At 68.0% G+C, this 23,778-nt stretch carries 18 protein-coding genes; 11 read left to right on the top strand and 7 right to left on the bottom strand.

The window, feature by feature from the left end:
- Positions 1 to 4: 4 nt before the first annotated feature.
- From sucB to HF024_RS11265, 3 genes are all read right to left on the bottom strand, one after another.
- A complete protein-coding gene (gene sucB, locus HF024_RS11275; protein WP_168689612.1) occupies positions 5 to 1,579 on the bottom strand; it encodes a 2-oxoglutarate dehydrogenase, E2 component, dihydrolipoamide succinyltransferase in 1,575 nt (524 codons plus the stop codon).
- A 64-nt stretch (positions 1,580 to 1,643) separates the two neighbouring features.
- Complete coding sequence (lpdA, locus tag HF024_RS11270; protein ID WP_168689611.1) at positions 1,644 to 3,017, bottom strand: dihydrolipoyl dehydrogenase; 1,374 nt, start codon at positions 3,015 to 3,017, stop codon at positions 1,644 to 1,646.
- Between the two features lie 109 nt (positions 3,018 to 3,126).
- Positions 3,127 to 4,644: a leucyl aminopeptidase gene (locus tag HF024_RS11265; RefSeq protein WP_168689610.1), complete on the bottom strand. Its 1,518-nt coding sequence runs from the start codon at positions 4,642 to 4,644 to the stop codon at positions 3,127 to 3,129.
- A 109-nt stretch (positions 4,645 to 4,753) separates the two neighbouring features.
- On the opposite strand from HF024_RS11265, the gene HF024_RS11260 reads away from it, so the two are divergent.
- The 5 genes from HF024_RS11260 (at position 4,754) to HF024_RS11240 (ending at position 10,607) form a co-directional block, all read left to right on the top strand.
- Entirely contained in the window at positions 4,754 to 5,686 is a 933-nt protein-coding gene (locus tag HF024_RS11260; protein WP_085367847.1) for a PAC2 family protein, read from the top strand.
- Between the two features lie 40 nt (positions 5,687 to 5,726).
- Positions 5,727 to 7,067 (top strand): MFS transporter, encoded by a 1,341-nt coding sequence (locus tag HF024_RS11255; protein WP_168689609.1) that lies wholly within the window; start codon positions 5,727 to 5,729, stop codon positions 7,065 to 7,067.
- Between the two features lie 223 nt (positions 7,068 to 7,290).
- A complete protein-coding gene (locus HF024_RS11250) occupies positions 7,291 to 8,610 on the top strand; it encodes an RNA polymerase sigma factor (protein WP_210723943.1) in 1,320 nt (439 codons plus the stop codon).
- 9 nt (positions 8,611 to 8,619) lie between these two features.
- The gene (locus HF024_RS11245; RefSeq protein WP_085367840.1) at positions 8,620 to 9,894 is read left to right on the top strand and encodes a MurT ligase domain-containing protein; all 1,275 of its coding nucleotides are present in this window, start codon (positions 8,620 to 8,622) and stop codon (positions 9,892 to 9,894) included.
- Positions 9,891 to 10,607: a cobyric acid synthase gene (locus HF024_RS11240; RefSeq protein ID WP_168689607.1), complete on the top strand. Its 717-nt coding sequence runs from the start codon at positions 9,891 to 9,893 to the stop codon at positions 10,605 to 10,607. The genes HF024_RS11245 and HF024_RS11240 overlap by 4 nt, the downstream gene beginning before the upstream one ends.
- Before the next feature lie 339 nt (positions 10,608 to 10,946).
- Here HF024_RS11240 and alr read toward each other — a convergent pair whose 3' ends face one another.
- The 3 genes from alr to HF024_RS11225 are packed head-to-tail and all read right to left on the bottom strand — an operon-like array spanning position 10,947 to position 12,994.
- The gene (gene alr, locus HF024_RS11235; RefSeq protein ID WP_085367837.1) at positions 10,947 to 12,023 is read right to left on the bottom strand and encodes an alanine racemase; all 1,077 of its coding nucleotides are present in this window, start codon (positions 12,021 to 12,023) and stop codon (positions 10,947 to 10,949) included.
- Positions 12,020 to 12,703, bottom strand: a complete 684-nt coding sequence (locus tag HF024_RS20035) for an alanine racemase C-terminal domain-containing protein (protein WP_348770449.1) — start codon at positions 12,701 to 12,703, stop codon at positions 12,020 to 12,022. Before HF024_RS20035 ends, alr begins: the two co-directional genes overlap by 4 nt.
- Positions 12,704 to 12,757: 54 nt before the next feature.
- The gene (locus HF024_RS11225) at positions 12,758 to 12,994 is read right to left on the bottom strand and encodes a hypothetical protein (RefSeq protein WP_055896232.1); all 237 of its coding nucleotides are present in this window, start codon (positions 12,992 to 12,994) and stop codon (positions 12,758 to 12,760) included.
- A gap of 212 nt (positions 12,995 to 13,206) precedes the next feature.
- On the opposite strand from HF024_RS11225, the gene HF024_RS11220 reads away from it, so the two are divergent.
- A complete protein-coding gene (locus HF024_RS11220) occupies positions 13,207 to 15,291 on the top strand; it encodes a DNA topoisomerase IV subunit B (protein WP_085367832.1) in 2,085 nt (694 codons plus the stop codon).
- Between the two features lie 111 nt (positions 15,292 to 15,402).
- Here the strand turns inward: HF024_RS11220 and HF024_RS11215 are convergent, their stop codons facing one another.
- Positions 15,403 to 17,880, bottom strand: coding sequence for a DNA topoisomerase IV subunit A (locus HF024_RS11215; protein ID WP_168689605.1), 2,478 nt, complete (start codon positions 17,878 to 17,880; stop codon positions 15,403 to 15,405).
- Between the two features lie 65 nt (positions 17,881 to 17,945).
- On the opposite strand from HF024_RS11215, the gene HF024_RS11210 reads away from it, so the two are divergent.
- From HF024_RS11210 to HF024_RS11190, 5 genes are all read left to right on the top strand, one after another.
- Positions 17,946 to 19,082 carry a nucleotide pyrophosphatase/phosphodiesterase family protein gene (locus HF024_RS11210; RefSeq protein ID WP_247597082.1) on the top strand — a complete coding sequence of 379 codons (1,137 nt, stop codon included), beginning with the start codon at positions 17,946 to 17,948 and terminating at the stop codon, positions 19,080 to 19,082.
- Positions 19,083 to 19,186: 104 nt separating this feature from the next.
- The gene (locus HF024_RS11205) at positions 19,187 to 19,585 is read left to right on the top strand and encodes a peptidase inhibitor family I36 protein (protein ID WP_168689604.1); all 399 of its coding nucleotides are present in this window, start codon (positions 19,187 to 19,189) and stop codon (positions 19,583 to 19,585) included.
- A gap of 79 nt (positions 19,586 to 19,664) precedes the next feature.
- Positions 19,665 to 20,558, top strand: coding sequence for a hypothetical protein (locus tag HF024_RS11200; protein WP_168689603.1), 894 nt, complete (start codon positions 19,665 to 19,667; stop codon positions 20,556 to 20,558).
- Positions 20,559 to 20,569: 11 nt separating this feature from the next.
- Entirely contained in the window at positions 20,570 to 21,757 is a 1,188-nt protein-coding gene (locus HF024_RS11195; protein WP_168689602.1) for a peptidoglycan-binding domain-containing protein, read from the top strand.
- The gene (locus HF024_RS11190) at positions 21,744 to 23,777 is read left to right on the top strand and encodes an ABC transporter ATP-binding protein/permease (RefSeq protein ID WP_168689601.1); all 2,034 of its coding nucleotides are present in this window, start codon (positions 21,744 to 21,746) and stop codon (positions 23,775 to 23,777) included. Before HF024_RS11195 ends, HF024_RS11190 begins: the two co-directional genes overlap by 14 nt.
- Position 23,778 lies beyond the last annotated feature (1 nt).

The raw sequence follows: 23,778 nt of genomic DNA, 5'->3' as shown, positions 1-23,778 counted from the left end.
GTGACTAGATGCCGAGGTTCGCCTCGAAGTTGCCGCCCTCGAGACGGTTCTTGACCGCGACGAGGAAGCGGGACGCGTCGGCGCCGTCGACGATCCGGTGGTCGTACGAGAGGGCCAGGTACACGGTCGAGCGGATCGCGATCGAGTCGGTTCCGTCAGCCGAGATGACGACGGGACGCTTCGTGACGATGCCGGTGCCGAGGATGGCCACCTGCGGGAGGAACACGACGGGGGTGTCGAACAGCGCGCCACGCGAACCGGTGTTGGTCAGCGTGAACGTGCCGCCGGCGAGCTCGTCGGGCTTCAGACGATTCTCGCGGGTGCGCTCTGCGAGGTCCGCGATCTCCTTGGCCAGGCCCGCGAGGTCGAGCTCGGACGCGTTGCGCACCACAGGGGTGAGCAGACCGCGCTCGGTGTCGACGGCGATCGACATGTTCTCGTGGTCCGGGTAGACGATCGAGTCGCCGTCGATGGTGGCGTTGATGACGGGGTACGTCTTCAGCGCCTCGGCGGCGGCCAGAGCGAAGAACGGGAGGAAGGACAGCTTGACGCCGGTCTTCGACTGGAAGTCGGCCTTGACCTTGTCGCGGAAGGCCGCGACCTTGGTCACGTCGACCTCGACCACCGAGGTGAGCTGAGCGGACGACTGCATCGACACGACGGCGCGCTCGGCGACGACCTTGCGCAGACGCGACATCGGCTGCGTCGTGCCGCGCAGCGGGGACACCTCGGGAGCCGGGGCGGCCTCAGCGGAGGACGATGCAGCGGAGGCGGCGGGTGCGGCAGCCGCGGAGAGGATGTCCTCCTTGCGGATGCGCCCACCGACGCCGGTGCCGGTGACGGTCGACAGGTCGATGCCCTGCTCGTTCGCGAGCTTGCGAACGATCGGGGTCACGTAGCCGGCGTTGCCGGCGTGCGCGCCACCGGATGCTGCGGGAGCAGCGGCCGGGGCCGGAGCAGCCGCCGGAGCAGGTGCGGCGGCGGGAGCAGCAGCGGCAGGAGCCGGAGCGGCCTGGGCAGGAGCAGCCTGTGCGGGCGCCGGTGCGGCCTGCGCAGGTGCGGCTTCCGCGGCGGGAGCCGGGGCAGCCTGGGCCGGAGCAGCCTCGGCAGCGGGGGCCGGAGCAGCCTCGGCAGCGGGGGCCGGAGCGGCCTCCGCGGCAGGAGCCGGCGCAGCCTCAGCAGCGGGCGCCGGTGCGGCGGCCGGAGCGGCCTCAGCCGGAGCCGCCTCAGCAGCAGGTGCCGGTGCGGCCTCAGCAGCAGGAGCCGGCGCAGCCTCAGCAGCCTCCGCCGGAGCGGCCTCGGCCTCAGCGGCGGGCGCGGCCGGGGCCTCGCCTCCGCCGGAGCCGTCGCCGATCGTCACGAGCGCGGTGCCCACCTCGACGGTCTCGTCCTCCTGCACCAGGATCGCCTCGATGACGCCCGCGACGGGGGAGGGGATCTCGGTGTCGACCTTGTCGGTCGAGACTTCGAGCAGGGGCTCGTCCACCTCGACACGGTCGCCAACGTTCTTCAGCCAGCGGGTGACCGTGCCTTCCGTGACACTCTCGCCGAGTGCCGGGAGGCTGACGGATTCGCTCATGAGCTTGTCTCCTTCAAACCAATTCGTTCAGTAGTTTATTGCAGTCGCGCCGACCGGCGGCGGACTAAAGGGTGTGCAGCGGCTTGCCAGCGAGGTACATGAAGGCCTCGCCGAGCGACTCGTTCTGCGTGGGGTGCGCGTGGACGAGCGGGGCGATGTCTTCGGGGTATGCCTCCCAGTTGACCGCGAGCTGTGCCTCGCCGATCAGCTCACCGACGCGGGCGCCGATCATGTGGACGCCGACGACGGGGCCGTCGACGACGCGGACGACCTTGACGGAGCCGCTGGTGCCGATGATCTCGCTCTTGCCGTTGCCCGCGAGGCTGTAGTCGTAGCTCGACACCTTGTCAGCGCCGTACTGCTCGACGGCCTTGGCCTCCGTGAGACCGACCGATGCGACCTCGGGGTCGCAGTAGGTGACCTTCGGGATGTTGACATCCGGGACGATGATCGGGTTGAGGCCCGCGATCTCCTCCGCGACGAAGATGCCCTGCTGGAAGCCGCGGTGGGCGAGCTGCAGGCCGGGGACGATGTCGCCGACGGCGTAGACGCCGGGAACGCTCGTCTGGAGGCGCTCGTCGGTGATGACGAAGCCGCGGTCGAGCGTGATGCCCGCCTCCTCGTAGCCGAGGTTGGCGGTCGACGGGCCGCGGCCGACGGCGACGAGCAGCAGCTCGGCGTCGACCGTGTCGCCGTTCTCGAGCGTCACGACGACGCCGTCGTCGTTCTGGGTCACGCCGGAGAACCGGACGCCCAGGCGGTAGTCGATGCCGCGGCGGCGGAACGCGCGCTCCAGCGACTTGCTGATGGTCTCGTCCTCGTTGGGGACGAGGTGCGGGAGGGCCTCGATGATGGTGACGTCCGCGCCGAAGGACTTCCAGACGCTCGCGAACTCGACGCCGATGACGCCGCCGCCGAGCACGGCGACCTTCTTGGGCACGAAGTCCAGCTCGAGGGCCTGCTCGCTCGTGATGACGCGGCCGCCGATCTCGAGACCGGGAAGCGAGCGCGAGTACGAGCCCGTGGCGAGGATGACGTTCTTGCCGACGATGGTGTCGTCACCGACCTGCACCGTGGTGGGGGAGGTCAGGCGACCTTCACCCTCGATGACCGTGATCTTGCGCGCCTTGACCAGGCCCTGCAGTCCCTTGTACTTCTTGGCGACGATGCCCTGGCGGTATTCCGTCACGCCGTTGATGTCGATGCCCTGGAACTCCGTGACGATGCCGTACTTCGACGACTCGCGGGAGTAGTCCGCCACCTCGGCCGCGTGAAGCAGGGCCTTGGTGGGAATGCATCCTCGGTGCAGGCAGGTGCCTCCGACCTTGTCTTTCTCGATCATCCCAACGGTGAAACCGAGCTCGGCCGCACGCAGCGCTGCTGCGTAGCCTCCACTCCCACCGCCGAGCACCACAATGTCAAAGTTCTGCTCAGACACCCAGCTACTCCCTCGCGCATCAGGATTCGTGACACGACCCTGCCCCGAGGGGTCACTCGTGGGCAGGCGTTTGTTTGCGGCAAGAATTTTTCTTGCCCATACGACCCTACTACTTCCGGGAAAAGTCCTCGGCCAACCGGATGAGGGCGCGCACGGTGACGGCGGTCGGTCCCTTCCCGGTGAAACCGTAGGGAGAGGCGGGCCCCTTGGCGGGTCCCGCGATGTCCAGGTGGGCCCACGGGATGCGCGGCGAATCCTCAGCATCGCCGGTGCGGCCGACGAACTCCTGGAGGAAGACGGCGGCGAGCAGCATCCCTCCCGCGGTGTTTCCGGGGTTGGCGTTGGCGATGTCCGCGACCTCGGAGTTGATGGTCGCGCGCAGCTCGCCGGGAAGCGGCATCGGCCAGAGCAGTTCGCCGGACGACTTCGCGGCGTCGACGACCTCTCCGACCAGCTCGTCGTCGCCCATGACGGCGGCGTAGCGGGTGCCGAGGGCGACCATCGCCGCCCCGGTCAGGGTCGCGACGTCCACGATCGCGTCCGGGCGCTCCTCGCTCGCGGCGACTAGGCCGTCGGCCATCACCAGCCGGCCCTCCGCGTCCGTGTTGAGCACCTCGACGGTCCTGCCGCCCCGGATGCGCAGCACGTCGTTGGGCCGGATCGCCGACCCGGACGGCATGTTCTCCGCGATGCAGAGCCACGCGGTCACTTTCACCGGCAGTTCCAGCCTGGCCGCGGCGAGGACGACGGCGAGCACGGTGGCCGCTCCGGTCATGTCGTACTTCATGCCGACCATCCCGGTCGGCGGCTTGAGCGACAGCCCGCCGGTGTCGAACGTGATGCCCTTGCCGACCAGCGCGAGGTGCTTGGCCGCTCCGGCAGGGGAGTACGTGACCTTGACGAGCCGCGGCGGGCGGGTCGAGCCCTGGCCGACGCCGAGGATGCCGCCGAAGCCGTCCGCTTCGAGCTGCTTCTCGTCCCAGACACGCACATCCACCGGCAGCCCGGCGGCCGCGCGCTCCGCGGCGTCGGCGAGGGTCGCGGGGTAGAGGTCGAGGGGCGGCGTGTTGACGAGGTCCTTGACGAGCGCGACGGCCTCGGCTGCCGCCGTGGCGCGGGCGACGAGTGCATCAGCACCGGATGCGTCCCCCGGCGTCCCGACGACTTCGATGGCCGCCACGGGCGCTTTCACGGACGCCTTCGACGCCTCGCGGTATGTGGTGAACGCATACGAGCCGAGCGCAGCGCCCTCCAGCACGGCGGCGAGCTGCTCGTCGCCATCGGCAGGCAGCGCGACGGTGACGGACGCGGTGCCCGCGAGCTGGCGGATGCCGCTGCCCGCCGCGTAGCGCAGAGCGTCGGCATCCACGGTCTCCGGCAATCCGATCACGGCGATGGACGGTCCGCCTCCTCCGCCGGGGAGCCGGACCAGCTCGTCCCGTCCCCCTCCGAAGCCGACGGCCTGCAGCTGCGCGGCGACATCGCCCGCGGCCGTCAGGGCGGCGTCGACGGCGGAGTTCGCCACCACGTCGACGGAGCCACCGGATGCGCGTGCGCCGATCAGGAGCACGTCACCGGACGGGGACACGGCGGAGGCGGACGAAAGCGAGAGAGAAGGGACGGTCATGCCTCGAATCTAGCCGCTGCCGCGCGCCGGCAGCCGTGTTCGCTGTGGGCGTGTGCCTTCCGGGCCGGTTCGCAGGGTCCGCCGGGAACGGGCGGCTTAGAGTTGAAATATGCGCGATCCGGGTGACCTGTACGAGCTCAACGCGGCCCTCTCGGAGGTGCCGGCTGGCCTCAACCTGGTCGCGGGCCTGACCGGATTCGCCGACGCGGGTTCCGGCGTCAGCCAGCTGGGCACCTATCTGCTCGGAACGCTCGACAACGAGGTGGTCGCCACCTTCGACGCCGACATCCTGCTCGACTACCGTGCCCGCCGGCCGATCATCTACTTCGACCAGGACCACCTCACCGATTACCAGCCGGCCACGCTCAAGCTCTACCTCGCGTACGACGAGCTGCGCCAGCCGTTCCTCCTTCTGTCCGGCTTCGAGCCCGACTTCCAGTGGGAGCGGTTCACGCAGGCCATCCTCGACCTCATCGACAGACTCAAGGTGAAGTCGGTCACCTGGGTGCACTCCATCCCGATGCCCGTGCCGCACACGCGCCCGATCGGCGTGACCGTCAGCGGCAACCGCTCCGACCTGATCGACTCGATGTCGATCTGGAAGCCGCACACGCAGGTCCCGGCCAACGCGCTGCACCTGCTCGAGTTCCGGCTGCAGCAGCTGTCGTACCCGATCGCCGGGTTCATCCTGCTCATCCCGCACTACCTGGCAGACACCGAGTACCCCGCCGCGGCCATCGCCGCGCTCGACAGCATCAGCGCGGCCACCGGGCTGATCTTCCCCACCGACCGGCTGCGCCAGGAGGACAGGGAGTTCATCGCGAACATCGACGAGCAGGTCGACTCGAACGCCGAGCTCGGCCGGCTGGTCGGAACGCTCGAGGAACGCCACGACAGCTATATGGAGGACAACCAGCTGCGGTCGCCGCTGACCGACCGCGATGGCGAGCTGCCGAGCGCGGACGAGATCGCCGCCGAGCTGGAGAACTTCCTCGCGTTCCGCCGCCATGGCGACGAGGAGAACGGGCCCACCGCGTCCTGACGCGCATCCCGGCCGGCGTGGTCGGTAATACGCTGGAGGAGTGAATTCGCGGCGCTCCTGGCTCATCTTCGGGATCGGCGTCTTCGCCTACCTGATCGCGGTCATGCAGCGCACGAGCATCGGCGTCGCCGGAGTAGCAGCGACCGAGCGCTTCCACAGCACGGCGTCCGTGCTCTCGACCCTCGCCGTCGTGCAGCTGATCGTGTACGCGGCCATGCAGATCCCGGTCGGCGTGCTGATCGACAGGGTCGGCTCGCGCTGGCTGATGGCGGTGGGCACAGCGCTGATGATCGTCGGTCAGGTAACCGTGGCGTTCGCGCCGACCATCGGGGTCGCCATCCTGGGGCGCATCCTGGTCGGGGCGGGGGATGCGACGGTGTTCACCTCGCTGATGCGCCTGATCAACTCGTGGTTCCGCGGGCGCCTGGTGCCTCAGCTGTCCCAGTGGATCGGCAACATCGGCCAGCTGGGCCAGGTGCTGTCCGCCATCCCGTTCGCGATCATCCTGCACCAGGCGGGATGGACGACCGCGTTCCTCAGCGCCGCATCGCTCTCGGTGATCGCGCTCGTCGGCATCGTCGCCGCGATCTCGGACAGGCCGGTCGGCTCGTCGGAGGGCCCGCGTCCCGCCACCTGGGGCGAGTCCATCCGGCAGCTGCGGGTGAGCCTGGCGCGGCCGGGCACGCAGCTCGGCTTCTGGTCGCACTTCGTCACCCAGTCCTCCGGCACCGTGTTCAGCCTGATGTGGGGGCTGCCGTTCATGGTGTTCGCGCTCGGGATCGACCCGGCGGAGGCGTCCGGGCTACTGATCGTCGCCGTGGTCGCCGGTCTCATCTCCGGTCCCATCCTGGGCGTGCTCACCGCGCGCCACCCGCTGCGGCGCAGCAACCTGGTGCTGGGGATCGTCGCCATGATGGGCGTTGTCTGGGCCGTGGTGCTGCTCTGGCCGGGAACGCCGCCGCTCTGGCTGCTGATCGTGCTGCTGATCGCGATCGGGATCGGCGGACCCGGCTCCCTGATCGGGTTCGACTTCGCCCGCACCTCCAACCCGCTGCGCAGCCTCGGCTCGGCGAACGGCATCGTCAACGTCGGCGGCTTCCTCGCCAGCTTCGTGATGATGTTCCTGATCGGGCTGGCGCTCGACGGGCAGAACGGCGCCCGCGTCGCTGCGGGGGGAGCATCCGACCTGTATGCCCTGGATGCGTTCCGCTGGGCGTTCGCGATCCAGTACGTGATCGTGGGCATCGGCGTCGGATTCCTGGTGCGTGCGAGACGCCGCACCCGCCGCCTGTTGTCCGAGGACGAGGGAATAGAAGTGGCCCCCTTGTGGGTTCTACTCTCTGACGCGTGGAAGAGACGCGGACGAGGGGCGGCCGGCTGAAAGCGGCTGGGCGGCGGCGGAGCACCGATGGTCGGGGGCGGCCATGAATCGTGCAATAATAGTTGATCGGACCCGTTCATATCCAGGGGCTCGGAGCATGGAAAACTGCACCGCGCACAGACCCAGGACTTGACATGGGTCTTAGTAATGTCCGCACGCAACCTGAGCCAGGCCAAGGCGCTTCGGATTCTCGGCCCCTCCGCTTGGTATGAAAGGTGTTCACATGGCAACCCGTGCAGCAACGAAAGCTCCAGAAGCCGAGGTGACCGAGGCCGAGGTCACTGAGACGGCAGCGAAGAAGACCGCAGCGAAGGCCGCTCCGGCAGCGAAGAAAACGGCAGCGAAGGCTCCCGCGAAGAAGGCCCCTGCGAAGACGACCGCCAAGAAGGGCGCGAGCAAGGCCAAGGGCGACGACGAGCTCGGCGACGACGACGCCGTCGAGATCGACGAAGAGGAGACCGCGGAGGTCGAGGTCGAGGCAGCAGCCGACGACAGCGACGACGCGGAAGAGAAGTCGGACGACGACGACGCCAAGCCCGCTGCGGCCGACGAGCCCCTGCCGACGGGAGCACTCGTGCTCCGCGCCGTCGACGAGGACGACGACATCCCGGTGTACTCCACCACGATCACCGGCGCCACGGCAGACCCCGTCAAGGACTACCTGAAGCAGATCGGCAAGGTCGCCCTGCTGAACGCGGCGGAGGAGGTCGAGCTCGCGATGCGGATCGAGGCCGGCCTGTTCGCCGAGGACAAGCTCGCCAACACGCCGAACATGCCGCGTGAGCTCGAGCGCGAGCTCAAGTGGGTCGCGCGCGACGGCCAGCGGGCCAAGAGCCACCTGCTCGGAGCGAACCTCCGACTGGTCGTCTCGCTCGCCAAGCGGTACACCGGTCGCGGGATGCAGTTCCTCGACCTCATCCAGGAAGGTAACCTGGGCCTCATCCGTGCCGTCGAGAAGTTCGACTACACCAAGGGCTTCAAGTTCTCCACGTACGCCACCTGGTGGATCCGTCAGGCGATCACCCGCGCGATGGCCGACCAGGCCCGCACCATCCGCATCCCGGTGCACATGGTCGAGGTCATCAACAAGCTGGCCCGTGTGCAGCGGCAGATGCTGCAGGACCTGGGCCGCGAGCCCACGCCGGAAGAGCTGAGCCGTGAACTCGACATGACCCCCGAGAAGGTCATCGAGGTGCAGAAGTACGGCCGTGAGCCGATCTCGCTGCACACCCCGCTCGGCGAGGACGGCGACAGCGAGTTCGGCGACCTGATCGAGGACACGGAGGCGGTCGTCCCGGCCGACGCTGTGGGCTTCACGATGCTGCAGAAGCAGCTCGAGAGCCTCCTCGACTCGCTCTCGGAGCGCGAGGCCGGAGTGATCCGGATGCGCTTCGGGCTCGGCGACGGAATGCCGAAGACGCTCGACCAGATCGGTGACACGTTCGGGGTGACGCGTGAGCGCATCCGTCAGATCGAGTCGAAGACGATGGCGAAGCTCCGCCACCCGTCCCGGTCGCAGTCGCTCCGCGACTACCTCGAGTAGGCCGGGGGAGTGCGCTACAGGCTAGCGGTCGTCGCCGGTCGTCTCGCCCGCTGGCTGCTGCGCCTGCGCGGCGGCGGCTCGGCTGTGCCGGGACGCGTCGCGCTCGCGATCGCGCCGAAGTTCCTGGAACGCGCCGTCGCCGAGCTTCCGCTCGGCGTCGTGTTCGTCTCCGGATCGAACGGCAAGTCGACCACGACGAACATGCTCACGGGCATCCTGCGCGAGCACGGGTTGACCGTGTTCACCAACCCGTCGGGAGGCAACCTCCCGCAGGGGATCGCGTCCGCGCTGCTCGCCACCGTCCCGCTGGACGGACGCGTGCGCGCCGACGTCGGCGTGATCGAGGTGGACGAGGCGTACGGCGTCGACCTGGCGACCATCCTGAAGCCACGGGGCTCGCTGCTGCTGAACGTGCAGATCGACCAGCTCAACCGGTTCTTCGAGCCGACCAGGGTGGTCGGGATGCTCCGCTCGATCGGCGCATCCTCTTCGGAGTTCGTCGTGGTGAACGCCGACGACGACAGCCTCGCGCGGGTCGGCGCAGAACTGCTCGCCGAGGGCCGTGACGTGTCGACGTTCGCGGTGGCACCGTCGATCATCGACGCGTCGCCGAACGGGCTCGCCAACGTCAAGGACGTGTCCGGCGTGCCGGCGGGAGCGCTTCCCGTGCCGTCCGTGTTCGTCAGCGAACTGGACGCGCGCAGTGCGCGCCTCGCGTTCGGCGGCGAGAGCGTGCAGGTTGCCCTCCCCGCCCGCGGACTGCACTACGCCGTGGATGCGGCCGGTGCGACCGCGATGGCCCGCCGCCTGCTCGGCGACCGGTTCCGCCCGGAGGCCGTGGTAGCCGCGATGTCGTCGCTGCGCACGGTCTACGGCCGCGGCGAGACCCTGCGGGTCGGCGACGAGGACATCGAGATCATCATGATGAAGAACCCGCCGAGCCTGCAGCTGAACCTCGACTACCTCAGCGCGCCGCCCGAGCAGGTCTTCGTGGCCGTCGACGAGGGAACGCCGGACCCGTCCTGGGTCTACGACATCGACCTCTCCTCCATCGAGCACGTGGATGTGGTCTCCGGCACGAAGGCGTGGCAGTTCGCCACCCGGTTCGCGTACGCGGGCATCCCGGTCGACCAGGTCGTCCCGGAGCTGAAGCCGGCGCTGACCGCGTTCCTCGCGCTGCCAAAGCCCGCGACCGGCACCAAGACCATGATCGTCAACTACGAGCAGATGATGCTGATCCGCAAGCAGCTCGGCTTCCTCGACCTGGAGGGCGGCGAACGATGAGCGTGTTGCGCATCCTGCACCTGTACCCGGCCGAGCTGGGCATCAACGGCGACGCCGGGAATGTGACGGCCCTGGTCGAGCGCGCCCGCTGGCGTGGCATCGACGCCGAGGTCGTCCGTCATCCGGTCGGCGGCGTGCTGCCGGAGTCTGTGGACATCGTGCACATCGGCAGCGGACCGCTCTCGTCGCAGCGGGCGGTGCTCGCCGACGTGCAGCGCATCGCCCCCGCGCTGCGGGACTGGCGGGACGCCGGCATCCCGATCCTGGCGATCGCGGGAGGCTGGCAGCTGCTCGGCACCGAACTGGTCACGGCCGACGGCGAGCGTCTGGCCGGGGCCGGCGTCTTCCCGACGCGCGCCCAGCTGGGCGCGGCCAGGCACGTCGGCGAGATCGTCGTGCGCACCGCGCAGGGAACGGTGGCCGGCTTCGAGAACCACTCGGCGACGACCACGCTGGAGGGTGCTGAGCCATTCGGCCAGGTTGTCAGCGGCACCGGAAACGACGGCGGCCAGACCGAGGGCGTCGCGCTGGCCGCGGCCATCGGAACGCACCTGCACGGCCCCGTGCTGCCGATGAACCCCGCACTGGCCGACCGGATGCTCGCGACCGCCCTGCGCACCGAACTCGCGCCTGTGCAGCAGACCGAGAGCGTCGACCGCTACGCGGCCAACGCGCGCCGCGCCATCGCCGACCGCCTCGGCGTGAAGCTCTAGCCCGAGTCCGGCCCCGGGCCCCGGCGGCTGGCTGCCTGGCCGCCCGCCTGCCCTACCGGCCGCCCTCACCACCTACCACGCCGCTCACCCCCCCCATCACGCCCGAACTCCGTTCGAACGGAGTTCCACCCGGCCCGCGAGCGTTTCTCCGCACTAACGGAGTCGCAGACGGCGTGTCGCCCGGATTCTCCGGTGTTGCGTAAAGGAGGAAGTCTGAGCCGACACGCCGCGGGTGCATCCTGTGCAGCGGAGGTAGGGGGCGATCCGGCTGGAATCTCCGCTTGAACGGAGCGGGCCAGCGCAGGGAAAGATGTGCGGCGGTGGGGGTGCGTGGCGCGGTCAGCCGACGTAGACGCGGGGGACGCGCTGCGCGACGCCCGTGAGCATCTCGTCGGCGATCGTCTCCGCCCAGTCCGCCCACTTCTCGGCGATGACCTCGCCGTTGACGCCAGGACCGAACAGGATCGCCGTGTCGCCGACCTCCACGCGGTTCGCGCCGACGTCGACGAGCATCGAGTCCGCGTCGACCGCGAGCACCGGGCAGGGCAGTCCGCCGATGGAGACGTGCGCCTTCGCGATGCCGAGGGTCGGCACGCCGTCCGCATAGCCGATGCCGAGGCGCGCGTGCGTGGTGCCGCCGACGTGGATGCGGGTGACCGGCGCTTCGAGGCGCATCGCCGGGATGAGGCCCAGGTCGGCGCCCGTGCTGTCGTCGAAGGGGGAGACGCCGTATGCGGCGATCCCGAACCGGACGAGGTCGAACCGCGCCTCGGGCATCCGGATGCCCGCCGAGCTCGCGGCGAGGTGCAGGATCTCGAACGTGGCCCCGTGCTCCTCGGCGACGACGACCGCCTCCCGGAACTGGGCGAGCGCCGCCTCGTCGTCGGCGATGGAGGCGTCTGCGAGGTGCGACCACGCCGCCCGGATGCGCACGATGCCCTGTTTCTGCAGCGCGACGGCCGCATCCACCAGTCCCGGCCAGTCTTCGCGGGTGGCGCCGTTGCGGCTGAGGCCGGTGTCGACCTTGAGGTGCACGACGGCGGGACGGTCGGCACCGGAGGCGGCGATCGCGTCGAGCTGCCAGCGTGCGGAGATGCCCAGCTCGATGTCGGCCTCGATGCCGGCGCGCCAGTCGGTGTCCGCACCGTGCAGCCAGGCGAGCAGGGGGACGGTGATGCCCGCCTGCCGCAGCACCAGGCCCACCGGGATCTCGAGGACGGCCAGCGACGCTGCGCCGGCGTCGATGCCGGCCTCCGCGACAGGGAGCAGGCCGTGGCCGTACGCGTCCGCCTTGACCGCGAGCATCAGCTCGGACGGTGCGATGAGGGAGGCGAGATGCGAGACATTGTGGCGGAGCGCCGCGAGGTCGATGACCGCGCGCGGCAGGGGCTCCGCGATGGCGTCGACGATGGTCATTCGTAGACCCTCTCGATGCGGCGGCCGAGCCGCGAGGTGATGACGGCGGCGGCGATGCCGATGAGGTCCGCCAGTTCGCCCACGGACGGTTCGCCCTGGGCCGGGTCCCCGAACAGCACCGCGTCGTCTCCGGGCTCGGCGGTGAAGTCGTGGAGGTCGACGACGAACTGGTCCATCGCGATGCGGCCTGTCACACGGCCCACGAAGTTTCCGATGCGGACGGGCGCCTTGTTCGAGACGACGCGCGGGATGCCGTCGGCGAAGCCGAGCGCGACCAGCGCCAGCGTCGTGTCCTGCCGCGTGCGGTAGGTGTAGCCGTAGGAGACGCCGCTGTCGGCGTGCACGCGCTTGACGGCGATGACCTCGCCGGAGAGCCGCATGGCCGGACGCCCCCCGCCTGCCAGCCCGAAGAGCTCGGGCCCGGCGACGTGTGGGTCGACAGCGGCATCCGGATCGGCGACGCGTGCGCCGGAGACTCCGGCGTCCGCCAGATCGGCCTGGTCTTCAAACCGGGAGACGAGAAAACCGCCGACCCCCGCATCCGACAGCGCACGTGCCACGGGGATGAGCCCGTGTCCGTACGCGTCGGCGCGGAGGTCGGCGGTGAGGTCGGTGAGCGGCCCGGTCGCCGCAGCGTTCGCCAGGATGGCGTTCAGGTCGATGACGGCGCGCCTACGCACGCCCCTCGGCCGTCCACTCATGTCTGGGTGACTCGCTGCAGTGCCGCGAACGCGTTACGCGCGCTGCTCTTCGAAGAGACGTGCCGTCTCATCGTGCCAGCTGTGCGCGATCTGCGAGAGCTTCTCCTGGTGCTTCTTGCCGTGGTGGGCACAGAACAGGAGCTCGCCGTTGTTCACGACAACGCGGATGTATGCCTGGGCTCCGCAGCTGTCGCAACGGTCGGCCGCCGTCAGTTGCGGCCCCGATGCGAGCTCGTCAACCGCACCGTTCTCCGTGGTGATCGTCGACATGTGATGCTCCTTTCAGATCGCAACCGTGAACTCGGTACTTATATAGAACCACGTTCCGGACGGAACACTGCCCGATTCGCCCGCTATTTCGCTGAACGCGTAGCACACACTCAGGCGGGTGTCGGTGACGGGACGCACAGCCGGCACTCCGTAGGCTGGAGAGTGTGTGACGTCGGCATCCATCCGGCGCATCGGAATCGCAAGGAGCGCTCGTGGCGAGCTCGGACTATTCGGCCAGACATCTCTCCGTCCTGGAGGGGCTGGAGGCGGTGCGGAAGCGCCCCGGCATGTACATCGGATCGACGGACTCCCGCGGTCTCATGCACTGCCTGTGGGAGATCATCGACAACTCCGTCGACGAGGCGCTCGCCGGGCACGGGTCGACCATCGAGGTCGTCCTGCACGCCGACGAGAGCGTCGAGGTGCGAGACAAGGCCCGCGGCATCCCCGTCGACATCGAGCCGAAGACCGGTCTGTCCGGCGTCGAGGTGGTCTTCACGAAGCTGCACGCCGGCGGCAAGTTCGGCAGCGGATCGTACGCGGCCTCCGGTGGCCTGCACGGCGTCGGCGCGTCCGTCGTCAACGCACTCTCCGAGCGGCTCGACGTCGAGGTCGACCGCGACGGCAAGACCTGGGCCATGTCGTTCCACCGGGGAGAGCCCGGCATCTTCGACGACGGGAAGAACGAGCCGAGCCCGGATGCGCCGTTCACGCCGTTCGTGAAGAACAGCGAACTGCGCGTGGTCGGCAAGGCGGCCAAGGGCGCGACCGGCACGCGCATCCGGTACTGGGCGGACAGGCAGATCTTCACGAAGGGTGCGGACTTCCAGGCCGACGACCTGGTGGGGCGCGCGCGGCAGACCGCGTTCCTGGTGCCCGGCCTCAGCATCAGCATCGACGACAAGCGCAGCGACGATGGAGAGAAGACCACCTTCGAGTACCAGGGCGGCATCTCCGAGTTCGTCGACTTCCTCGCGCCGGACAGCCCCATCACCGAGACCTGGCGGCTCACCGGCAGCGGCACGTTCACCGAGACCGTCCCCGTGCTCTCCGACAGCGGCGCGATGCTCCCCACCGAGCTCACCCGCGAGTGCGAGGTCGACATCGCCCTGCGCTGGGGAACCGGATACGAGACGGTGATGCGCAGCTTCGTGAACATCATCGCCACGCCGAAGGGCGGAAGCCACCAGACCGGCTTCGACCAGGGGATGCTCAAGTTCCTCCGTGCGCAGGTGGAGCAGAACGCGCGCAGGCTGAAGGTCGGCAACGACAAGCTGGACAAGGACGACGTGATGGCCGGCCTCACCGCCGTCCTCACCGTGCGCCTGCCCGAACCGCAGTTCGAGGGCCAGACCAAGGAGATCCTCGGGACGCCCGCCGTGCGCGCGATCGTGGCCCAGGTGGTGCAGAAGGCGATGGCCGAGCGGTTCTCGTCGACCAAGCGCGACGACAAGGCGCAGTCGGCTCTGCTGCTCGACAAGGTCGTCGCCGAGATGAAGTCCAGGATCTCCGCGCGCGCCCACAAGGAGACGCAGCGCCGCAAGAACGCGCTGGAGACCTCGTCCCTGCCGGCGAAGCTGGTGGACTGCCGGTCGAGCGACGTGGCCAACAGCGAGCTGTTCATCGTCGAGGGCGACTCGGCGCTCGGCACCGCGCGGCGTGCGCGCGACAGCGAGTACCAGGCGCTGCTGCCGATCCGCGGCAAGATCCTCAACGTGCAGAAGGCGTCGGTCTCCGACATGCTCTCCAACGCGGAGTGCGCGGCGATCATCCAGGTGATCGGGGCCGGTTCCGGCCGCAGCTTCGACCTGGCGACGGCGCGGTACGGCAAGGTCATCATCATGTCCGACGCGGATGTGGACGGTGCGCACATCCGGACGCTGCTGCTGACGCTGTTCTTCCGCTACATGCGGCCGATGATCGAGGAGGGTCGCGTGTTCGCGGCCGTGCCCCCGCTGCACCGCGTGATCGTCGTGAACCCGGGCTCCAAGCCGAACGAGACGATCTACACGTACTCGGAGGCAGAACTGCAGGCGGTGCTCGCCGACCTGAAGAAGCGCAACAAGCGCTACCAGGAGCCGATCCAGCGCTACAAGGGACTCGGCGAAATGGATGCGGACCAGCTGGCGACCACCACGATGGACCGCCACCACCGCACCCTGCGGCGCGTGCGCGTCCCGGACGCCGAGCAGGCCTCCCGTGTCTTCGAGCTGCTGATGGGCAACGACGTCGCCCCGCGCAAGGAGTTCATCATCGCCGGGGCCGACGACCTCTCCCGCTCCCGCATCGACGCCTAGCGAAGCCATCGAGCCCGTACCCAAACAATCGAGTCCGAAGTTGTTCACGCCAGCGACGGCGTGTCGCGTGAATAACTTCGGACTCGATTGTTTTGGGGCGGGGGAGCGCGGTTAGGCGAGGCGGCGGCCGACGGAGGCGACGACCATGTCGAGCGGGGTGCCGGAGGCGTCGCGGCGGACGAGCGTGTCCGGGAGGGCGCGTGCAGCGCCGTCGGCGGCGACCGCGAGGGCGGGCGCGCGGCCGACCCAGGCGAGCTGCAGTTCCGTCTCTCCCTTGAGGAAGCGCTGGGAGCGCACGCCGCCGGTTGCGCGGCCCTTGGCCGGGAACTCGGCGAACTCGCTCATCTTGCCGCTGCCGGGGTCCGCGCCGAGGAGGGTGTCCCCTCCGGCCGCGATGGTGACGACGACGGTCTCGTCCTTCTCGTCGGCCGGCACGCTGCCGAAGTAGACGACCCGCGCATCCGCGCCGAGGTTGATTCCGGCCATTCCGCCCGCCGAACGACCCTGCGAGCGCACGGCGGTGGCGGGGAAGCGCAGCAGCTGGGTGTCGCTGGCCACGAACACGAGCTCGTCGGTGTCGTCGCCCTGCACGGCTCCGACGACCTCGTCGCCCGCCTTCAGCGCGATGATCTCGAACTCCGGCTTGTTGGCCCAGTCGCCGGGGGAGACCCGCTTGACGACGCCCTGCTTGGTGCCGAGCGCGATGGCCCGCGGCGCGTCGAGCGACACGATCGCGAGCACCTTCTCCTTGCGGTCGGCCATCGCCAGGTAGTCGCCGACCTTCACGCCGGCGCCGAGCTGGATCGAGTTGACAGGTGCGGCGGGCAGGTCGACGGGGGAGAACCGGATGAGGCGCCCGCGGTTGGTGACGGCACCGATCTCGGTGCGCGTCGTGGTGTCCAGCTGCGACAGGATCGCGTCGTGCTTGCTGCGCCTCGCCGGGGCAGCGATACGGTCGAGGCCGCCGTCGTCGCCCGGCTGCTGGTCGACCCGCAGGATGCGGCCGGTGGTGGACAGCAGCACCCGGCAGGGCACATCCGCCACTTCGAGCACCACCTGCTGCTTGCCGCGTGCAGACGCCGTCGCGATGGACGGACGCGCCTCGGTGAGCAGGGTGCGGCGCGGGGTGCCGAACTTTGCGGCGACCTGCTCCAGCTCGTCGGAGACGAGCGCGTTGATGCGGTCCCGGCTGGCGAGCAGTTCTTCGAGCTCGGCGATCTCCGCTTCGAGCTGGGCCTTCTCGGTCTCCAGTTCGATGCGGGAGAACTTGGTGAGGCGGCGCAGGCGCAGCTCGAGGATGTAGTCGGCCTGCAGGGTGCTCAGGTCGAACACATCCATCAGCCGGGTGCGTGCCTGCTCGGTGTCGTCGCTGGCGCGGATGACCTGGATGACCTCGTCGATGTCGAGGATCGCGATCAGCAGGCCCTCCACCAGGTGCAGGCGTTCCTTGCGCCGGGCGAGCCGGAACTGGGAGCGCCGGGTGACCACCTGGATGCGGTGCCCGAGATACACGGACAGCAGCTCGTGCAGGCCGAGGGTCTGCGGGCCGCCCTCCACGAGCGCGACGTTGTTGATCGAGAAGCCGTCTTCGAGCGGGGTGTGCCGGTACAGCTGCTCCAGCACCGCCTCCGGGCTGAACCCGGTCTTGATGCCGATCACCAGCCGCAGACCGTGTTGCCGGTCGCTCAGGTCGGTGACGTCGGAGATGCCGGAGAGCTTCTTCGCGTTGACGCCGTCCTTGATCTTCTCGATGACCTTCTCGGGGCCGACGAGGTAGGGCAGCTCGGTGACGACCAGGCCGCTCTTGCGCGCGGTGATCGACTCCACGGTGACCTTGGCGCGGGTTTTGAAGCTGCCGCGGCCGGTCGCATACGCGTCCCGGACGCCGGACAGGCCGACGATCGTGCCTCCGGTGGGGAGGTCGGGGCCCGGCACGTATTCCATCAGGTCGTCGAGCGTGGCATCCGGATGCGCGAGCAGGTGACGCGCGGCGCCGACCACCTCGATGAGGTTGTGCGGAGCCATGTTGGTCGCCATGCCGACCGCGATGCCGCTCGCGCCGTTGACCAGGAGGTTCGGGAACGCGGCGGGGAGCACATCCGGCTGCATCAGCTGGTTGTCGTAGTTGGGGACGAAGTCGACGACGTCCTCGTCGAGGTCCTCCGTGAGGGCGAGCGCCGCCGCCGCGAGGCGCGCCTCGGTGTAGCGCGGGGCGGCCGGTCCGTCGTCGAGCGAGCCGAAGTTGCCGTGGCCGTCGATCAGCGGAACGCGCAGGGTGAAGTCCTGCGCCATGCGCACGAGGGCGTCGTAGATGGCGCTGTCGCCGTGCGGGTGCAGCTTTCCCATCACCTCGCCGGTGACGCGGGCGGACTTGACGTGACCGCGGTCCGGACGCAGACCCATCTCGGTCATCTGGTACAGGATGCGCCGCTGCACGGGCTTCAGGCCGTCGCGCGCATCCGGGAGCGCACGCGAGTAGATGACGGAGTACGCGTACTCGAGGAAGGAGCCCTGCATCTCGGTCGTGACGTCGACGTCTTCGATGCGTTCGGTGGTGCCCGCTGCGGCCTGGTCGTCTGCTGGTGTCATTCGTGCAATCTCGGGAGGGGAGAGAGGGGCGGCGAGGTGGTCACGGGTGTGACAAACTGGGCCGGATGCCCCCCATGCTACCGGCCGCGTTCACCACACGAGCGAGCCTTGCCGCTGTTCTGCCAAGTTCCCTGGCGGCGCTGGGCGGCGGGCAGAACGCCCTCGGCCTCCCGTCACTCGACCACGTGGTGGTCGTGGTGGTCGACGGCCTCGGCGCATCGTCGCTGCGCGCCCGCTCCGGCCACGCCCGCACGCTCGCCCCGCTGCTCGGCAAGACGACGACCATCGACGCGGGCTTCCCGACCACGACGGCCTCCGCGCTGGCCACCCTCGCCACCGGCACGATGCCCGGCGAGCACGGCCTGGTGGGCTACCGCGTGCTCGACGCCGCAAACGACAGGATCGTCAACCAGCTCTCCGGCTGGGACGACCGCCTCGACCCCGCCACCTGGCAGCGGTCGCGCACGGTCTTCGAGCAGGCCCGGGATGCGGGGGTCGCCACCCGCGCGATCGGGCTGCCGAAATACAGTGAGTCCGGCTTCACCGCCGCCGTGCTGCGCGGGGCGGAATTCGTCGGCGGCCGCACGATGGCCGACCGGTTCAGCGCGGCGGAGCAGATCCTGCAGACGCCCGGCCCCGGCCTCACCTACCTCTACGTCGCCGAACTCGACCAGCTCGCCCACGCGAAGGGCTGGGAGTCGCCGGAGTGGACGTCCGCCCTGGAGACCCTGGATGCGCTGGTCGCCTCCCTGGCCCGCCGCCTCGGCCCCCGGCAGGCCGTGCTGCTGACAGCCGACCATGGTGTGGTCGACGTTCCCGTCAGCGGCCACATCCTCTTCGATACCGCGCCCGAGCTGGTCGACGGTGTGCGCCTGATCGCGGGGGAGCCGCGCTTCCTGCACCTGCACCTCGACCGTGCGCACGACGCGGAGACCGTCGCAGAGCGGTGGCGCTCCGCGGAGGGCGACAGGGCGTGGATCGCCACCAGGCAGGAGGCGATCGACGCCGGCTGGTTCGGGCCGACCGTGCATCCGGAGGTCGCACAGCGGATCGGCGACGTGCTCGTCGGTGCACGCAAGCGGGTGGCGTACTACGACGCGCGCGACCGCCTCGACACCGGACGCGGCATGATCGGCCAGCACGGCTCGCTCACGGACGACGAGACGCGGGTTCCTCTTCTCCGCTTCGGGGCTGCGGGCTGATTGTGGCGCGTATGTGAAGTTTATGATGCTAACCTGCTAAAGCCGTATGTGTACGGGGGAGAATGTTCCGCTTTGCATATCGTGTACAAGCAGGTTAGGAAATTATGAAATTCTCGAAGCGACTCATCGCGGCTGTTGCATCAGCTGCCGTTCTCGTGCCGGCTGCGCTCATCGCTGCACCGGCGAGTGCGGCTCAACAAGGGGGCTGCCCCGACGGAACCTGGTGTGTTTTCGATGGGAGGGACTTCAATGTCGACGCGTTCATTGGTTGGCCTGGTAACTCAGGGAGCACCCTGAGCATCGGCAACGGTTCGGTTCAGGTCACCAAGTCGATGGGCAACCGCACGTCGTCCTGGATCAATGCCTCGAATACCAAGTGGCTTGACCTGCGAAACACGCTGACCTGGGTGTCGCACGAGCGTGTCGATGTAACTGCTCCGAATGAGTGGCACCGTATCGGCGTCGCACAGGACAACAAGGCCGACTTCGTGTTGGTCGGCTAAGACAACCGCGCTACGCATGCCGCTGGGACTGGGGCGCTCATGGACTCCAGTTCCAGCGGCGCTTGAAACATGAGGAACGATGAAGACGAATCGACTTCTTGGTGTGCTCGCGCTTGTGGGCTTGTCGTGGGGGCTGCTGACGGCCTGCTCCGCGGCTCCTTCCGATGGCGCGGGCGCCGATCTGGGCGGGAGCATTCCGCAATATGACCTGCCCGCTACCCCCGATGCCAACATCAGAACCCAATTCGAAGGAGCAGCCCTTCCGGACGATATTGCACAGCAGGCGAAGAACAAGCTCATCGACACGTGCATGGCGTCCGCCGGCGTCACGTATCGACAAGGGATGTTCGGGGCGGTGCTGCCATCGATCGATGAGATGGTCGGCATCGCCGATCTCAGCCTGGATGATGCGAAGAGGGAGGGCTACGGAGCAACCGCAAAGGACGATGCGGAAGAGCCGGTCGAGGACGCATCCCGACGCGCATACTTCGGTGACGGGGCGCGAGTCGATGTCCCCGACGTGTTCGGAGAAGGAATGTCCAGCTATTCCGCGACCGGATGCGAGGCGGAGGCTCTCGCATCGATCTACGGAACGGTCGAGGCTGGGAACCGGATCACCGGTTTCTCGATGCTCCGCGCGGTCATGCTCGTCGCTGAGCATGCGAAGAAGTCGACCGAATACAAGAAGGTCGTTCAAGCATGGGCGGGATGCATGGCCGAGGTGACTTCCCACCAACCGGCAGATCCGAACACTGCGAGAGCAATGGCTGAATCGATGGCCGCCAGTGAGGCTCATGAACTCGCTGTCGATGACGCGAAGTGCCGGACTCGCACAGACTTCACGTCGCGCCACAATGCGATCGTCGATCGCCATCTCACTGGATTCAAATCCGCAATCGAGCCCGTCCTCGTGGAGTATCGGGCACTCAAGGACCGCGCCCAGGTGACGTCCAGGGAGATTCTCAACGGATGAATCGTCGACGAGTGCTCGCCGTCGTCGCTACGGGGGTGATCGTATTTACCGCTGCAGGATTCGTGTTGGGTCAATCACTGAAGAGCCCTGGACAAAAGGCAGCGGAAGCGCACCCGCCCCCGCCAACGGTCACGAGCGTCCCGATTGCGACGAAACGGCTCCGATCTGCCGTTCAGGTGATGTGCTCGGCGACCCATGAGCGCGTCGTCGAACTTCGTTTCGACGACGGGGCGGAGAGCGGAAAAGCGATTGTCACACGTGTGGGAGCGGCCTCGGAAGGGCAGTTTGCGATCGGTTCTCTGCTCATGGAGATCAATGGTCGTCCTGTGTTCGTCTTTCCCGGGGAACTTGAGTTCTATCGTGACCTCCGCGTCGGCATGAGCGGGCCCGACGTGTTCCAGCTCCAGGAGGGTCTGAGAACACTCGGCCACCTATCGGCGCAGGCGGACGGAGAATTCGGACAGGCAACACTTGCGGCAGTCATCGCGTTCTACGATGAACGCGGTTACGACACGCCTGTCGACGAACGCGGCCAGCCGATTTCTTCGGCCCCGATCGAGGGATCAGAGACCAGCGGACAAGAGTCCCCTGGAACGCAGCGTTCGGTTGGCCACACGCGCTACTTCCAGAGTGACGAAGTGATCGTCACGTCGACGGATCGAGTCAGTGCGATCGGGGAACTCCCCACGAGAGGTTCCGACATCAGTAACTCGCGGGTCGCGTTCGGAGCGGGCACCCAAGTGCTGCAGTGCGCAGCGCCGAGCGGCCGTCTTCCCACTTCGCTTGTTCCCGGACAATCGGTGATCCTCTCCGACTTCCCGGATCTCGCAGGGTTCACCGTTGCCGATATCGTCCATGAGCCTTCGCCCGCGTCGCAGACGGGATCGGCGGTGCCGGACGTCGGCGTTGCCGAGAGCGGCGAGTCAGCGCGAATCATCGTGCCCGCCGATGTGCAGCTCACGAAGTCACGTTATGTGGCCCAGGTCGTAATCGAACTCGGCCCGGCGGACGCGCTCACAGTCCCCGCGTCTGCGGTTTGGACCACCGGCGCGGAGTCGTTCGTGACAGTTTCGCAGCGCGGAAAGAAGCCGTCGACAAGAGACGTACCTGTAAAGGTCGTTTTCTCTTCTGAAGGCGAATGCAACATAGCGGGCGCACTCGAGGTGGGTCAGGAAGTCATCGTTGATGGTCGATCCTGATGTCACGCCGATGGTGCGGATTCGCGCGCTGACCAAAGATTACATTTCAAATGGCGAGCAGCGACGCATCCTCAACGATGTCGACCTGGACCTTCACCGCGGCAGAGTCATTGCACTGGTCGGTCGCTCGGGATCGGGAAAGTCATCACTTCTGAATACTCTCGGCACCTTGCTTAGCGTCGAACACGGCAGCGTCGAGATCGACGGTCTGAACATCGCTGACCTGTCCCAGAAGGAACGGGCGAGTTTTCGGGTGCGACACATCGGATTCGTCTTTCAGGCCTTCCACCTCATCCCATACAAAACCGCCGTCGAAAACGTCCGATTGCCGTTGACGATACTGGGGGTCGATCGGGCCGAAGCGCTGCGCACGGCCATCGCAGCGCTCGAGTCCGTTGGACTCGGCCAGCGCATGAACTCGCTGCCGTCCATGCTTTCGGGTGGTGAGCAGCAGAGGGTATCGATCGCCCGCGCGCTCGTCGCGAATCCTCGACTGCTGCTCTGCGACGAACCAACGGGGAATCTCGATACGCAACGTGCCGACGAAGTGTTCGGGCTGCTTCGTTCGGTGACGACCAGTGAACGATGCACTGTTATCGTCACACACGATCGTGACCTTGCTGCGCGGTGTGACACCGTGCTCGCAATCGTTGACGGGGCTGTCACCGATGTCACTCGCGAGATCCGGAGGGACCGTGAAGTCACGACCCATGCCCCCGGCCCGTTGACCGCTGGCCTCAGCTTCGGGACCGCGCCGCACTCGCAGTCGGGCCGAAATCGTGAACACAAGCGAAGAGGAATCGCATGGCGGCTGGCGTTCGGTGAAGCCGGAAACTCGCTCGCGTCTCGGGGAGCTCGCAACGTGCTCACCGCGCTCGGGATGGTGTTGGGCATCGCTGTGCTCGTTACGACCTCCGGACTCTCCGCCACAGCGGCGGCGCAGATTTCAGACACGTTCAACGGTTTCCTTGCGCACCGAATCACCCTCACTCATGAGACGCTGCTCCGTGACGTGACGACCCGGGAGCTTCTCGCCGTCAGCGAGGGCGACCACGTGCGGCGCGTCTCCTCACTCAACGGTGTCAGCAGCGTGGGTGTCGTCGCCACCATCCCGTTGGCAGGGGACCAGGAGATCTCCGGATTCCGGCGCGACGCAGTTCCTGAGCGCAGAGCAGCGAAATCCAGTCCATCGTTTCGCCTCATGGTCGCGTCGCCGTCCGCGTTGCCTGTGCTCGGGGCGAAGATCATCGCAGGTGCACGATACGACGATGGGCACCAGGCGCGCGGGGATGCGCTCGCGATGGTCGGAAAAGGAGTGATGCGCGATTTCGGTCTCACCTACCGACCCGGCCTGAAGATCTTTATCGGACAGAACGCCTTCACGGTCAGCGGTGTGCTCGATGATCGGAGAGCGGAGGGGGCTCTCGTCAACTCAGTCGTGCTCCCGCTCAACGTGGCCCTCGACGGCGACGTGCCGCTTGTCGATGACGCGAAGGTTCTCGTCGAGGTTCAGCCAGGGGCTGCGGAGCAGGTGGGCGAGGAGAGCAAGCGAATCTTCGACCCCGTTCGACCTGAGCGTGTTTCGGTCGGCTTCCCTCTCGAACCGACGACGCTCAAGGACACCATCGATGCCCAGACAACACTCGTCATGTACATCATGTCTGCGATCATCCTGGTGATCGGCGGAGTGGGAATTATGAACACCTACCTCGTCTCGGTGATGGGGCGACGTCGAGAGATCGGACTCAGGTTGGCCCTCGGGACTACCCCGCGAGGGATTCTCGGGCAGCTGGCGCTAGAGGCTTTGCTGCTCGGCTTCGTCGGCGCTGTCGTCGGCGTTGTTATGGGAGTAGACCTCGTCATAGGGCTGTCAGCGCTCAACGGCTGGGCGCCGGTGATAGACCCGCTCATCCCTGCGGTGGGAGCGGCTTCGGGAGTGGTGCTCGCTCTACTCGCCGGGCTCTATCCGGCGGGGCGGGCTGCGAGACTCGATCCCACGACAACCCTGAGCGGAAGCTGAC

The sequence above is a fragment of the Leifsonia sp. PS1209 genome (genome assembly GCF_012317045.1).
GTDB lineage: Bacteria > Actinomycetota > Actinomycetes > Actinomycetales > Microbacteriaceae > Leifsonia.
This window is presented reverse-complemented; position numbering and strand designations above follow the sequence as displayed.